The organism is Kitasatospora sp. NPDC059327 (genome assembly GCF_042752535.1).
Lineage (GTDB): Bacteria > Actinomycetota > Actinomycetes > Streptomycetales > Streptomycetaceae > Kitasatospora.
Genome location: NZ_JBHYYB010000157.1, coordinates 1 through 14023 on the forward strand (window position 1 = coordinate 1; position 14023 = coordinate 14023).

Consider the following 14023-nt stretch of genomic DNA (forward strand, 5'->3'; position numbering starts at 1 on the left):
TCGTCAGACAGCGCGATCGACACAGCAGTAGGCCCAGGATGTGACACCATAAAAGGGTACCAACTTACCCTCGTGATTTGCGGTGCATCACACTAGAGGCGTCTCGGACGGTTCCGCACCTCGTGCTGCCCTCTCCGGGCGGGGCTCTGGTCTGGGGGAACACGATCGAGGGCGATCAGCTGTTCCTCGTTCCTCGCGAGGGCGGGTCTTGGACGGTCTCGGCGTTTCGCCGCGGCTGGGCGGACTGGCACGACACCGACCTGAGCTTCAGCGACTGGTTCCACCTCGCGCTGAACGGCCAGACGGCCACTGACTGGCTGCCGGAGTGGGAGCCGCTTCCGCACCCACTGGAGTTCGACGACGAGTGACAGAAGCGTCGAGCGGGAGACGCGTGAGGTTCCCCCGACGTGCGGAAGGTTGCCGGACATTGGCCGGCCGGTGCGCTCACCCTCAAGGTCCGCAGCCACTCCACCGGACGCCTGGGAAAGACGGGCTACCGCGTCGTGCCCGTCCCACACCGCACCTGACCGGCCATCAACACGGCTGTTCGTCGAACCTCTTCACCACCACGCCGAGGAGCTCCCGTGAGCGACCGCCACGACCAGCGCCTGTACATCAACGGCGTGCTCACCCGTGCCGAGAACCGCGCCGCCACCGGCCAGGCACAGGCCGCCCGGGCTGAGCACCAGTACCTGCTCGACACGATCGCCCTCGCCGCTCGTACCGTCCCCATCCACCTCGACCCGGACGGCGTCGCCGCGGTCCAGCGCGGTGAAGGCGCGACCCTTTCCAAGGAGTGCGCGGCCGAGATCGCCCGGGTCGTCCTCGACTCCCTCCACGCTCTCGATCCGCCCGGTCACCACCGCGCGACCTGACCGTCCCACCACGAAGCCCGCCAGCACGAGAACAAGGGCCGCCGCCTCCCGCCCGGGAAGCGGCGGCGACTGCGTTCGCCGGCCCGGCCCGGCCCGCGATGGACGGCGTGTGGTTCCCGCTCCGCAGCGCCGCGCCGCTCTGTTCGCCCCCGCCCCCGCCCCCGCCCCCGCCCGGGCCGGGCCCGGACCCGACGACGTGCCCGTCCGCAACCCGCGGACGCCGATGGCCCGTTCGGTCCAGTCGCCCTCGCCCTGACCGCCGCGCACCCCGGCCCGGGCACGGGCGCCATCGTCACGCTCGACGCCTTCGCCACCCAGCGGGACACCACCCGGCCACCCGTGCCCACCGCCGCCCCCGCCGGCCACACCCACCCGCGCAGACCTTCGCCCGCCACCTCCGCCGGCGGACAGTGCCGCGCCGCGACGGCGGCACCTGGACCCCGGCCCCCGCGGGCCGCGCCCCGACGGCCTCCGGTCCCGTTCGGCGGCCCGCGTCCCAACGACCGGGAGACGGCCGTGATCGCCGTCCAACCCCGGAACCCTCGACACCCTGACCCTGACCGCCGCCGAACCGTACCGGCCGGCGAGGGACCACGGCCGCGCCGCCGACGCCGCCGAGTGCCTGTCCGCACCCCAGCCGGAACTGCCCGCCCGCGCGCGGGAGGCGTTCGCCGAGGAACCCACCTGACCCCGCCACACCCCCGTCGTGCAGCCACGGTGGCGGGGTTGACCGGCGCCGTGCCGTTCCTACGGTGTGTCTTGTCCCGCCCGGCCGCTGTCGAGTGTCGCTCGCGTTCCGGTACTGCGGGCTTCCCGGTACCTGCCCGCCCCACCTACCCGGGGGCGGTCGCGGTGCCTCGTGTGCTGCGACCGCGTTCCCCCGGGCCTGGGGCACCCGGGTGGCCGGGCCCCGCGCGCCCTCACAGGGTCCCGGCCGCGGCGCGTCCCACCGCCCTCCTGGCGCCCCGTCACCGCCCGGCCCCGTGCGGACATCGGACCGGTGCTTCGCCTCCGGGCCCCGGCCGCTGCCCGTGCCGGTCTTCCGTGCCGCCCCGGTCTGCCCGCTGCCCACGCACTCGTGTGCCTGACCCCTCTCCGACACGATCAAAGGATCCCTCTTGTCCCGCTACACCATGCCGCTCACCGAACACCTGCACCTCCAGTTCGGCTACGACCGCCCGCTGCACAACGTCTTCGCCCAGTTGTGGAAGAACGACGGCGAGATCATCGAGACGCTGGGTCTGTACACGTTCATCGTCACCGTCGGCGAGCTGATGCCCGCCCTCGACGCGATGCTCGCCCCCCACCCCGACGCGGCCCTCAGCGAGGAGGACCGCAACAGCATCAGGGACCAGCTCATCGCCGACGGCGCCGACCCCGGCGACACCGACGTTGCGCCGAGTGGCGTCTGAATGGTGGTCACGCCACGTCGCAAGCCGATCTCGGCGTGGGGGGCGTCCGATCGCCACGGCTGCCCGGACGCCCCACCCCCGCCCCCACCCGGACGCCCCACCCCCCGCCCCTTCCCGCCCCGTGCTACCGGAAAGACGAGCGCCCGTATGCCTTCCCACATCCCGCCCGGCCCGCGCACGGCCGCGCTGCTGCGCGTCACCCTCGACGCCGCGCCCCTGATCGCCGCCGTGAGCGCCGAGCTCCCCGCCCACCGCAGAACCCTGGTCACCTACGCCTTCCACAGTGGCTCCGTGACCGCCCGGCTCCGCTCCCGCCTGACCACGGCCGAACACGACACCGTCACCAGCACGGTCACCGACCGGTTCGCGGCCGCGGGATGGGGCTGGTGGGCCGACGGTCACGGCATCAGCCTGACCCACCCCTTCCACACCACCCGCGACGGCAGTGCCCGCACCCTTCCCGACACCCTGACGGACGCCCTGGCCGCGACCACCAGCAGCCCCGGGCACGGCACCGACGTCCTCAGCCACGCCCTGGCCGCGGCCGGCCACACCGCCCTGGCCGCTGTCTGGCACACCACCATGCTCTGCCCCCACCGCCCGGCCCATTCCAGCCCCGCCGGGCCCGTCAGCGTGGAACTCCTGCACCCGTGCGCGTTCTGCGGCGCTCCCGGCCACGACACCCCGGCTCCCGGCACCGTCCGTCACCACCGGTCCCGTTCCCGCGGGCACTCGACACTCGACTGAGTGGCACACCTGCGCCCGGCCGCCGTCACCGGCGGCCGGGCGCAGGTGACGGCGGCGGTCTCGTTCCCGCGGCCCCGGACGACCCCGACACCGCGACGGTCCACGGCGGAGCCGACGGGCCGACGCACGCGACGACCTGATGCTTCCCTCGACCCGCCCGGCCGCTACCCGACACCGAAGGCGCCGACGAACCGGGCGTTCACGATCCCGACCTCGTCAAGTGAAGACACCCCGCCGCAACCCCCGCCGCTGCCCCTGCGCGTACGGGCCCTGGCCGTCAGGCGTCCCCTCCCGCGCCTGCCGGCAACCGGATAGGGTGCGCCCGACCCACCCGCGGCCACGTCACCACCAGGAGCCGACATCAACGCGCCGCACACCTCCGCCGAACTCACCGCCGTCGAAACGGTGGTGCTGGACTACCTGCACGCGGTCGTCGCCCTCCAACCCGCCCACCACCACCCCACCCGGACCTGGACCCACCGAATGGTCCAGTCGCTGCTGCTCGCCGAAGGCCGCTGGTTCACCCCCGCCGAGCTCCCCACCCAGATCAGCCCGCTACCCGAACGGGAGTGCTTCGCCAACGCGGTACGCACCGAACGCACCCACCCCGGACTGCTGCACGCCGAAGGGTTCGCCATGCCCGCCTCCGTACCAGTTCCCGTCGCCCACGCCTGGTGCGTCACCCCGAACGGCCGCGTGGTCGATCCGACCTGGACCGACCTGGCCGGGGTCGCCTACATCGGCCTGCCCATCACCGACACCCGGCTACGCCCCGACCCGCTGCGCCCCTACGGAGTCCTGAACGACCCGAGAACCTCTATCCTTTGCTGCGCGATGGTGTTCCGCCGGGCACCACGGCGTCCATCGGCCGCCCCTGCACCCCCAGGGAGTCGGCGCCGTAAGCGGACACCAGCTCCGACAGCCAAGACCCCGGAAGCGCCGCAGCTCCGCCGTGCCGAGAACCGCGCCGTCGCCAGGGCGCGCGCCGCCACCGGCCAGGCAGCGGCGGTGGCCTCCGTTCGGCCCGGCCCGCGATGGACGGCGTGTGGTTCCCCGCCGCGCCGCGCCGCCCTGTTCGCCCCCCGCCCGGGCAGGGAGCTCCAGCCCACCCGGCCGCACCACAGGGGCCTGCCCCGTGCCTCTCCGTCCCGGGCTGCGGACGGGCCCCGCGCGTCGTCGGTCGCCTCGCGCCCGGCTCGGCTTTCGACAGGCCGTTGACCGGCCTTCTCCCGCACCTACCGTCGGGCGCACCGGGACCGGCCAGGGTCTGGCAGGGTGAGTACGCCAACCCGCTGACCATCGTGACCCCGGCCGCCCGGCCACCACCGATCCTTCCCCCCCACCGCCATGGAAAGGCCTGCCGTGCGCCGCGAGAACCCGGACGCTCCTTCCACGTCCTCCACGATCCGCCCCCCGGCGCCGCGTCCATGCGAAAGCTGCCCCTACCGCCGCGATGTCCCCTCAGGGATCTGGGCCGCCGAGGAGTACGAGAAGCTCCGTGCCTACGACGCCCCGACCGCGGAGCAGCCCACCCGCATGTTCCGGTGCCACCAGAACGACGCCGACAGCGCGTGCGGCCGCGTGTGCGCGGGCTGGGCCGGATGCCACGCCGAGACCCTGCTGGCGCCACGGATCGCCCTGCTGACAGGTGAGATCGATGCCCCGACGTTCAACGCCGTGACCACCTACACCTCCCCGGTACCGCTCTTCTCCACGGGGGCCCAGGCGGCCGACCACGGACGTACCGACATCGACCGTCCCGGTTCCGACGCCGACCGCCTGATCGACAAGATCATCCGAACGCGGCGGGACGTACGTCTCGGCTGAGCACGGCCCACCGGCCGGCGCACCACACCGCGGTCCGCGCCGCCCGCGCTGTCGTCGGGCCCGGCGGCAGCCCAAGGCCCATCCGGCCTGCCGCACCTGGCAACCCGGTGCCCGCCAACACCCCACCCGGCGGGATCCCCGGACGCGTGCCGTGCGGCGGTCTCCGGCCCGCCGCACCTCCACCAGACCCAGCCGTGGCCGGCGGCGAGGGCGGTCGGAAGGCCTTGGCCGCTCCGCCGTCGCGGACCGCTCACACCGCCCACCCGGACGTACGGGACGGCCACCCGCGGCGGCGGCCGTCGCCCCAGTCGCTGCCGCCTCCCGCCTCGCCATCGCGCGGACAGACCGCCACCGGACCCGCGCGCCGCGCGCCGTCGCCCGCATCAATGACCGCCGCTGGCGTCCCTGCCCACTGCCGGGGCGGGCCGGCTGCCCCTGCTCCGGCTTCGCACCGCTGCGCCGCGACGGCTGGTACGTTCTTCCGGGTCGGGCGGCTGGTCGCCATCGGCGACCAGATCCTCTCCCGTACACCGGCTGACGGCCCCCTGCCTCCTGCCGGGCCGCCCGCATCACGCGGCGGCCCGGCCCCTCGCACCCCGGCCTCAGTTGCCGGACAGGGGCAAGGACGAGCCGTCATCGCGAGTCGTGCCCGGGCCGCCCACCCAGGCGGCTGGTCCCGTTCCCGCGTACCGCGGTCTCTCGCCCACCGGTCCCAAGCGCCCTGCCCACTGGCACGGTTCATGCCCTTGACCGGCGCAGCCGTGTGCCTACCGTGCTGCCCCGCACTCCGAACTCCCAGGTCTGGGTGCGGGGCGGCACCCCGTCGCCACGGTCACCCGGACGCGCCACCTGCACCGTCCCGCACGCCTCTTCGCCATGACACCTGGAGTCGCCATGCCCGCAACGCCCAGCAAGGCCCAGCAGGAAGCCATCGACCAAGCCCATGCCGATGGTGCCCTCCCCCCGTTCGTGATGCGCCGTACCGTGGAGGTCATGATCCGCAACGGATGGGCCTACCAGGGCACGCCGGTCTCCGGCCTGTACTTCCTCACCCCCGACGGTGAAGCCCTTCGCCGCCGGGAGCGGCCCCTGCAGGTGCCGGTCGAGATCCCGCGGACCACCGAGTTCCAGCGGAACGTCATCGAGCGGTGCGGGCCCGACGGCCGGCTTCCGGGGGACACCCCCACGCTCACCCGCCGGTCGATGGCCAAGAACGGCATGGCGCGGCACGACGGCCGCCGGGGCTGGTACTACCTCACCGAGATCGGCATGGGGCTGCGGCACGCGTCGAAGAGCCTGCGGGAGTCGGCGGCGCTGCCCGGTGTCGTCGGCCGTCTCGAAGAGGCACGGCCCGCGTTCCGAATGGCCGTCGGCACCCCGGTCACGGTGCGGTACGCCGGACAGGTCTGGGAGTCGGCTGTCGCGGGGCACTGCGACGAGACCGGACGGGTTCTGGTCACGTGGTCCGACCGGTGGGGCGCCCCCGTCGTCGAACCGATGGCGGTACCGCTGTGGGCCCTGCTGGAGCGGCAGCCGAACGGCGATGCCTCCGGCAAGACGAACAGCGACCTCCCACACTGCCCCTGACCTTCACCGGTGCCGCACCCGCTGCGGACGCCAGCTCCGACGTCCAAGGTCCCGGAACCGCAACGGCCCCGCTGCGCCGCGGCCCCGCCTACCCCGAGGACCACGGCATTGAGCGCGCCTTGTGGCTCCTCGGGCAGGCCCACGGCTATTTCCCGCTGGTGGCACGCTCACCGGCCCCGGCCGTCATCAGCACACACTGACCACCCCGACTGTGCCCCGTCGACCGCGACCGCCGGTCGACGGGGCACAGTCGTGTGCCAAAGTGCCTGCGCTCCCTTACCACGCCGCGCCCCGGAGGGCAGGGGCCGCTGTGCCCAGGTCCGCCGCCTCTCGCCCGGCCACCACCGCACCGCCGACTATCCGGCGCCCGGGCGGGGTTGACCGGCCCTGGGCCGCGTCTACGGTGTGTCCTGTTCCCGCCCGGCGGCCGTGACCGCTTCCCGGCCGTGCGGGCTTCCCCGGTGCCTCCCCACCACCACCACCACCACCCCGGTGGGTCGAGGCGCCCGTGCCGGCCCCGCATCCCCCCGGGCAGGGGCGGCACACCGACGGCCGGGACCCCGCACCCCTCGCAGGGTCCCGGCCGCCCACCAACCCGACGCCCCCGCGGAACAGCGGCCACGCCCTTCCCACTGATGACACCCGGGCAAGCGCGCAGGCCGTCACCCGGCCCGGCGCCGCACCACCTCACCGCGAGCGGCCCGGCCGGGCGGGAACGGGTCCGGTCCCGCCCGGGGGAGGGGTTGACCGGCCCGGCCACCACACCACCATGGCTGGCCAAGCAGCCGCCCGGCCGTGACACCCACCACCGGCGCGGCAGCGCCTCGCAGAACCGGCAGTGCGGCTCCCGCCGCAGAACAAGATGAGGAGTGATCTCCATGCTGGACGACTTCTGGGTCGGCATCGAGGAACAGCTTGAGGAGCTGAAGACGGCGAAGACGCGGACGACGTGATCCGCATCCTCGCATCCGAGGGTTGCGTCGGTGACGCGTTCTTCGACGGTGGTGGCGGCGACGCAACGGTGTGGGAGTGCCTGGCCGACGCCGGCTGGTCGTGGAGGTGGAGCGAGGCGGACTACTACTGGTGCATGCAGGCTTCCGACGGCTCGGCGGTCACCTACATCGAAGGCGACATCTACCGGGGCAACACCAAGTCCCCAACGCTGGAAGAGAAGTGACGAACTTCCTGCTCCACCGGGCCGGCGCGCATTTCCCCGCTGACATCCGCACACTGTCCAGGACGGCCGCTCTGATCGGCGTGCCCGCCTGAGCGCCCGGCCGCCGAACCCCCGGCGGCCGGGCACCGGCTGCACCACCCGAGCCCGGTGCGGCCGGTGCCCACCGCGGGCATGGCCGTCCGAGCCTGCCGCCGGCCGGGCCGACATCGACCGTCCCGGCCCCGAAACCGACCGCCTGATCGGCGAGATCATCCGCACGCGGCCGCCCCCGTCTCGGCCGGCGCCACCACTTACTCTCCCGTCCGGTGGCGCGCAGGGCTACCCCGTCAGCCGGTGTGACAGCCCCGTCGGTGCCCTACCACAGCCGCTCAGCCTCGGGCGGAACTGCCGGCGTGACAGCCCTGCCACGGTGCCGCGCAGCCTCCGGGCGTCGGCGGCCGCTCCCCCTCAGCCCTGGGCCGCCCACTCGCGTCCCGCGCCGCTGCTCCGGTTCCGACCGACCCGTCCGTAGCCCGGCCGACCCCACCAGCCGCGGTGCCGCGCGGCCTCCGCAGCGCCCGACCCCGGCCTCGGCGCCAGCCGAGTCGCGAGGACCACCACCACCCGTTCTACCCGAGCCTGCCCGGTGGCCCGCCCGCGCGGGCCGCTGCTGTGCCCCCGGGCCGGGAACGTCCCGCTGCCCGCCGAGTGCTCGCCGGTGCCTGCCGGTCCGGGAGCAGGGAGGGGACGGCCGGGCACGGGGCGGCGTCCGCGTCCGGCCTTCCGGTTCCCGGCCGGGCCGGGCCGGTTGATCGGCGGCCCACCGCGCCTACCTTCCAGGACATCGAGACCGGCCAGGCCTCGCCGGGGTGAGCGCGCACCGCCGCAGCCCCCGCCGCCCGCTCCCGCCCCACGAGCCGCAGCCACGGCCACGGCCGCCGGTCACCCACTCCAGGCCGGGAGCCCGCATGCCCACACCCACGCCCTTACCCGCTGCCGCACCTGCCGCTGCCCGCCCCGCCGCGTACGAGGACCTCCCGCTCTTCGCCCTCGACACCGACGGTCCCACCGCCACCACAGCCACTGTCCCCACACCGACGCACGAGGACCTGTTCGCCCTCGACGGCCCCGAACTCGTCGCCCTCCTCGACTCCCTCACCACCGCCCAACGCGACCAGCTCGCCGGACCCTGGCCCGCCCGCTGGCTCTACCCGCCCCAGCCCGGCGACCCGCCCCGCGGGGTGAACCTGTGCGCCGGCTGCGGCGGCGGTTGCGCCGGGCCGCGCCTGATCCTCGGCGTTCAGGCCGACATGGTGTGCGTCGAGTGGAACAAGAACGCGGCCGCCACCAGCACCGCGGCCGGATGCACCGTCATCCAACGCGACATCAAGACCCTCGACCCCCGCCACCCCACGCTGCGCTTCACCCGGCGCGTCACGTGCACGATGCCGTGCATCGACTGGACCCGCGCCGGCCGCGGACTCGGCCGCCGCCAGGAGAACCTGGACATCCTCCTCGACGCGATCGACGAGGCCGGCGCCCACCTCGGCAACGTGTGGGTCGACGGCTCCGAGATGTGCGACCACGACGACCCCGACGACTGCGAAGCTCACTGCTACGACCACATGATCGAGCCGTCCGGCATCACCATCACTGAACTGTGGTCCCTGGTCGACGACATGAGCGCCGACACCGCCGGACTCATGCTCGCCCCCGTCATCTGGATCCTGGGCCTGCGCTCCATCGGCGCCCCCATCGAGACCGTCGTCATCGAGCAGAGCTCGGCCCTGCCCGAAGACGTCCAGGAATACATCCAGACCGAACTGTGGACCGCCGGATGCAAGTCCGTGCACTGGCAGGACCTGGACGCCGCCGACTTCGGCTCCGCCAGCAACCGCAACCGCGCCATCATGTCCGCGCACTGGTACCGTCACCCCGGCCCCGTCGCCATCCCGCGGATCCGCACCAACGCCGCCCTCGCGCTCGGCTGGCCACCGGACACCCGTGTCAACACCCGCGGCCAACGCAAGACCAGCGGCGGCAACGCCTTCTCCCTCAACCGCACCATCCCCGCCGTCACCGGCAAGATCCGCGGCTGGTACTGCCAGGAGACCGGCCGCCGCTTCACCATCCCCGAAGTCTGCGCCTTGGTCGGCCTGCCCGCCGACTTCCCGGTCACCGGCTCCCGCACCAGCCAGTGCCAGCAACTCGGCGACATCTTCTCGCCCCTGGTCGCCGCCGCCGTCTGGGGCACCCTGCTGGGCCTGCCCTGGCTCGACATGCTCCGCACCTACCTCGCCCAGATCTACCCCACCGTCCACGCCCGAGCCGACCCAGCCGCCATCCTCTTCAACCCCGACCGCACCCACACGACCCCGGCCGTCACCGGCGCCGACATCGCGCGCCTGTTCGCCACCGGCGACTACCCGCGCTTCCGCATCCAGATCAACCAGCCGGCCACACCCTGACCACCGCCCCGCCCGGCCGCCGCCTCCACCGGTGGCCGGGCACCGCCATGCCTGCCCCGCCGCCGCGCCCGCCCCGCTTTCGGCCCGGTCACCGTTCCCGCTCCCGGCGGCCGCCGTGCCGGGCGGGCCGCCGACACAACTTCGCTCGCTTCCGTCCCGGGCTTGACCGGCGCTCTGCCGTCCCTACGGTGTGTCCTGTTCCCGCCCGGCGGCCGTGCCCACCGCGGCCGTGCGGGCATCCCCGGCGCCTCCCCGGACACCACACGGGTCGAGGCGCCCGTGCCGCCCCGCGCCCCTCCCACCCCCCAGGAGGAAGACGCGGGGCGGCACCCCCCGGCCCGGCGACGCCCGCCGCTACGCCCCGATCCGGCCCTGCGCCACCACCTCGGACACCTGGCCCATCACCGCGCCCCCGGCCGCCAGCCGATCCCGGCCCCGCCACACCGCCGTGCCCCGGTCGGCCCAGCCCGGCACGCCTGGCCACTCCCGTCCGCCAGCCCCGGACCGCCACGCACACACCTGCCCGGCCGCCCCTGCGGCAGCGCCCGGTGCCGGGCCGCTCCAGTGGGCCCGCCGCCGCGATGCTGCCGGGCCCGAGCCGGCCGCGGCCGCCACCTGAATGCCTCTGCCCGGCCCGCACATCCGTGCCCGCCGCCGTCCGGCATCCAGCAGGGCAATCCCCGGGCCCGGTCGCCCGCCGACCCCGGCCACCCGGCCAGAGCGTCCACAACAACACCTGACACAGCAGCAGTTGATCCGACCGCAGGCGTAGCTACCTTCATCCCCGCAGAGACCTCCCGGACCGGGCCCGCGCCGAACACCGCGCCCCCGCCCCCGCCCCGGGCCCGGCCCGCGCCACTCGGCGCCCGCCGCTCTCGCCCCAAACCTCCACCCCGCCACCCGGGAGCCTCGCCATGCCCGCACACCGCCGCCCCTCCCTGCTGCGCACCCTCCTACGCACCACCCCCCGGACCACCTTCACCCGCTACACCATGACCGCCCTGATGAACGTCACCACCAGCCCACACGGCTGGTCCGAGCGCCACTACGGCTTCCAACCCTGGCACCCCCTGGCTCAGGTACACGACCCCGCTCGCCTCGGCCACCCCCTGACCTTCACCATCGACGCCGCCGACCTGCCCGCCGCCGCCACCCGCGCCCGCGCCATCGCCACGGCCACCGCTGCCGACCTCCACGGCACCTGGTGGCCGCTCACGATGAGCCGGCTGACCACCGGCGACGTCATCGCCCTCACCACCGGCGGCACCACCGCCGTGACCCGCTACCTCGCGCTCGCCCCGCACAGCACCCTCACCACGCTCCCGTGTATCAACGACCCGATCCCGCTCACCCACCCGTTCAAACACCCCGCGCTCACGTTCTGACCGCCCACCCCGGTGCGCCCACACCCTCAGCGCGCCGCACCGGGACCAGCACCAGCCCAGTCCCGGCCGCCGCGCCGCTGCCGTCGAACCCACCCCGCACCACGCCACACAACCGCCAGCCCGGCCCCGCAGTGCCCCGAAGGAGAACCGCCCATGCGGCCCGCACCGTCCACACCCGCGTCCACGCCCTACTCCTGTACCAAGGGAGCCTGATCGTCACCCGACGCCCCGGCACCTGGAGCCTGGCCCTCGTCCGCTCCCGCGACCTGAGCTTGCCGTTTAACGTTCCAGCCGTGAGCGCGGGGACCGATCGGCCAGTGGGGTCTCCGCGCCAGTCGCCCAGTCGCCCGTGACATCCTGTGGCGGTGCTACTGACGAGCGACGAACGCAGTGTCGAGCTGCGGCCTGTGGGCTATCAGTTCTCCGCGACGAGCGGTGACTCCTACGACGACAACTGGCTCATCATCGGTGGCAGAGTGACGGCCCCCGACGGTCGTTGGTCCTTCAGCGATCCGGTCCTGCTGACCGACGAGGGGCGACGGTTGTCCCGTTGGTTGCGGGCTGCGGCTGGGGGAAGGGTCGCTGTGGCCCGGCCAGACAGGGAAGGCGGGTGGTCGCCGTCCTTGACGTTCATCGAACCGGTCCTGGCCTTCAGTCTGGCCGGTCGCACCGACGGGGCAGTGAGGGTCCGCGTCCATCTGTCGCTTGAGGCCTCGCCGCCGTGGCGGCCGGACACCGAGGGCGACCTGGCCCCGTATGAGGTGGAGATCGAGCTCACTGAGGCTGAGCTGCTGCGTGCAGCCGATGAATGGGACCGTGAGCTGCTGGCCTTCCCCGCCCGTTGACCGGCATCAGCCGGTGCGCCGGGGCTTGGTGCCCTTCTTGTGGTGAGCGGGTCTGGTGTACGCCTCGCCGGTGGCGAGGACCCGTCCCACGTCGTGACGGGTCGCCGAACGGCTGTTTCTCGAACCGAGCGGGCGCCCGGGGCTGGGCCGGGAGGGTTTCGGTGCTCGCGCTGGCGTTGGGCTCTGCACGTGGAGGTTCCTGAACCCCCGCCGCACCCGGGCCGGGGTCAGCTTGTTCGACTCGACCCGCTTCTCCCACGGCCGACGGAGGTCGGCGGCCAACGGGCGCGCGAGGCGGAGCTGCGTGTGGGCGACGATCACCAGCCATGTCCACCGGTCGGCCGCCTCCGAACTGCGAAGCCTCGGCTTCGTCCAGCCCAGCGTCTGCTTGAACAGGCGAAACGTGTGCTCGATGTCGAACCGCCGCAGGAACGACTGCCAGCAGCGATCGACATCAGCCGGGGTGGCTCCGGTGCCGGACCACCAGAGCCAGACCGGCTTGTTGACCCCGCCGCTGGGCAGCCTCTCGACGCTCAGCCGGATGACGGTGCCCTCGATGACCGGCAGCTCGTCGGCGTGGTCGAGCCAGGCCCCGCGCCGGGTGAGCCTGGGGTGGAGCCGGTCCCAGGCCCGGGCGGTGGCCTTGCCGTAGAGGCGGGTGTCGGTGACGGTCACCGCCTGCTCCTCTCCCCAGGTGTCGCTCTGGCCGAAGACGAACTCACCGCCGTGCTTGGGCGGCCGGCCCCCGGCCGGGTTGGCCAGGGCGAACTCCGCGCGGGTCGGTGCCGGGCGGCGCATCACCCGGTCCGATCGAAGCCGGCCCAGGATCTGCACCGGCAGACCGGCCAGCAGGTGGTGGATGCGCGGCGCGTCGTACCCGGCGTCCAGGACGACCAGGATCTCCGGGTCACCCTTGCGCCACTGACCGGCGGCAAGCAACCCCTCTACTACGTAACGGAGTTGGACGGCAGTGACGGCGGCGACGTCCGCGCCGGGCTCCAGTCGGGCCGTATCCAGGATCGCGGTCCAGGAGGTGCGGCCGGTCTCCAGTGCGGCCACGACCGAGTTGGGCCAGCCCGGGATCATCCGGTGCTCGTCCTTGCCTCGGCCGTACGTGTGGCAGAACGAGCGGTCCGGCGCGGTCGCGGCGTCCGGCCGCAGCCAGGGCGAGACGTCCACCGCCAGAACCAGTCGGCCATCGGCCGCCCGGGGAAGCGGCAGGCCCGCCAGCGTTCGCCGCAGGCGGCCGACGTCCAGGCGGCCCTTGTTCAGCGCGCCGTACATGGCACCGTGCCCGCGTCGGTGTTCCGGCGAGAGCGACAGGTCCACCAGCGTCTTCACCGGGCCGTCCGTGCACAGCAGCGCGTCGGCCAGTTCGAACAACGCGTCGCCGCGTCCGTCCAGGCAGTCGTAGAAGTCCGCCCGGAAGCATGACAGTTCCGCGAACGCTTCCCGTCGGGCATCGTTCTTCGTCACACTCATTCATCACGGCCTTCACGTTGATTCCTGTGCCTCGTCGCAGAGTTCAGGATCACGCGAAGGCCGCTCCGGCGTCCGGGGAACCCCCGTACGGGTGACGCTGTCGACCGATCGTTCGAGGCCGGATGTTAAACGGCAAGCTGAGTACCTGATGCTGTCGGGGATCTTGGAAACCGTGGGCTGGCAGCCGGTCAGTTCCGGTGTCCGCTGCAACGGTTTGACCAGGTCAGCAGGTTGGTAGA

General features: G+C 73.7%; 12 protein-coding genes. 10 read left to right on the forward strand and 2 right to left on the reverse strand.

The genetic code is table 11. The annotated features are described in order from the left end of the window. Nucleotides 1-122: 122 nt before the first annotated feature. The 10 genes from ACFXHB_RS42010 to ACFXHB_RS42055 all read left to right on the forward strand — a co-directional run bounded on the left by ACFXHB_RS42010 (nucleotide 123) and on the right by ACFXHB_RS42055 (nucleotide 12302). The gene (locus tag ACFXHB_RS42010; RefSeq protein ID WP_380582030.1) at nucleotides 123-368 is read left to right on the forward strand and encodes a hypothetical protein; all 246 of its coding nucleotides are present in this window, start codon (nucleotides 123-125) and stop codon (nucleotides 366-368) included. 216 nt (nucleotides 369-584) lie between these two features. Beyond that, nucleotides 585-875 carry a hypothetical protein gene (locus tag ACFXHB_RS42015; protein ID WP_380582032.1) on the forward strand — a complete coding sequence of 97 codons (291 nt, stop codon included), beginning with the start codon at nucleotides 585-587 and terminating at the stop codon, nucleotides 873-875. Between the two features lie 1118 nt (nucleotides 876-1993). Beyond that, nucleotides 1994-2287 (forward strand): hypothetical protein, encoded by a 294-nt coding sequence (locus tag ACFXHB_RS42020; RefSeq protein ID WP_380582034.1) that lies wholly within the window; start codon nucleotides 1994-1996, stop codon nucleotides 2285-2287. A gap of 147 nt (nucleotides 2288-2434) precedes the next feature. Then, nucleotides 2435-3034: a hypothetical protein gene (locus tag ACFXHB_RS42025; protein WP_380582036.1), complete on the forward strand. Its 600-nt coding sequence runs from the start codon at nucleotides 2435-2437 to the stop codon at nucleotides 3032-3034. Between the two features lie 1362 nt (nucleotides 3035-4396). Further along, entirely contained in the window at nucleotides 4397-4861 is a 465-nt protein-coding gene (locus tag ACFXHB_RS42030; RefSeq protein ID WP_380582038.1) for a DUF6283 family protein, read from the forward strand. An 894-nt stretch (nucleotides 4862-5755) separates the two neighbouring features. Continuing rightward, the gene (locus ACFXHB_RS42035; RefSeq protein ID WP_380582040.1) at nucleotides 5756-6448 is read left to right on the forward strand and encodes a hypothetical protein; all 693 of its coding nucleotides are present in this window, start codon (nucleotides 5756-5758) and stop codon (nucleotides 6446-6448) included. 949 nt (nucleotides 6449-7397) lie between these two features. Further along, a complete protein-coding gene (locus tag ACFXHB_RS42040; protein WP_380582042.1) occupies nucleotides 7398-7625 on the forward strand; it encodes a hypothetical protein in 228 nt (75 codons plus the stop codon). Between the two features lie 947 nt (nucleotides 7626-8572). Then, nucleotides 8573-10072 (forward strand): hypothetical protein, encoded by a 1500-nt coding sequence (locus tag ACFXHB_RS42045; RefSeq protein WP_380582044.1) that lies wholly within the window; start codon nucleotides 8573-8575, stop codon nucleotides 10070-10072. 914 nt (nucleotides 10073-10986) lie between these two features. Beyond that, entirely contained in the window at nucleotides 10987-11457 is a 471-nt protein-coding gene (locus tag ACFXHB_RS42050; protein ID WP_380582046.1) for a hypothetical protein, read from the forward strand. A 365-nt stretch (nucleotides 11458-11822) separates the two neighbouring features. Further along, complete coding sequence (locus tag ACFXHB_RS42055) at nucleotides 11823-12302, forward strand: hypothetical protein (protein WP_380582048.1); 480 nt, start codon at nucleotides 11823-11825, stop codon at nucleotides 12300-12302. Nucleotides 12303-12308: 6 nt separating this feature from the next. On the opposite strand, the gene ACFXHB_RS42060 is transcribed toward ACFXHB_RS42055, so the two are convergent. Together ACFXHB_RS42060 and ACFXHB_RS42065 are read right to left on the reverse strand one after the other, a co-directional pair. Next, nucleotides 12309-13784, reverse strand: coding sequence for an NF041680 family putative transposase (locus ACFXHB_RS42060; RefSeq protein ID WP_380582049.1), 1476 nt, complete (start codon nucleotides 13782-13784; stop codon nucleotides 12309-12311). Nucleotides 13785-13796: 12 nt separating this feature from the next. Then, on the reverse strand, nucleotides 13797-14023 hold a 227-nt coding region (locus ACFXHB_RS42065; RefSeq protein WP_380582051.1), incomplete at its 5' end, for a hypothetical protein.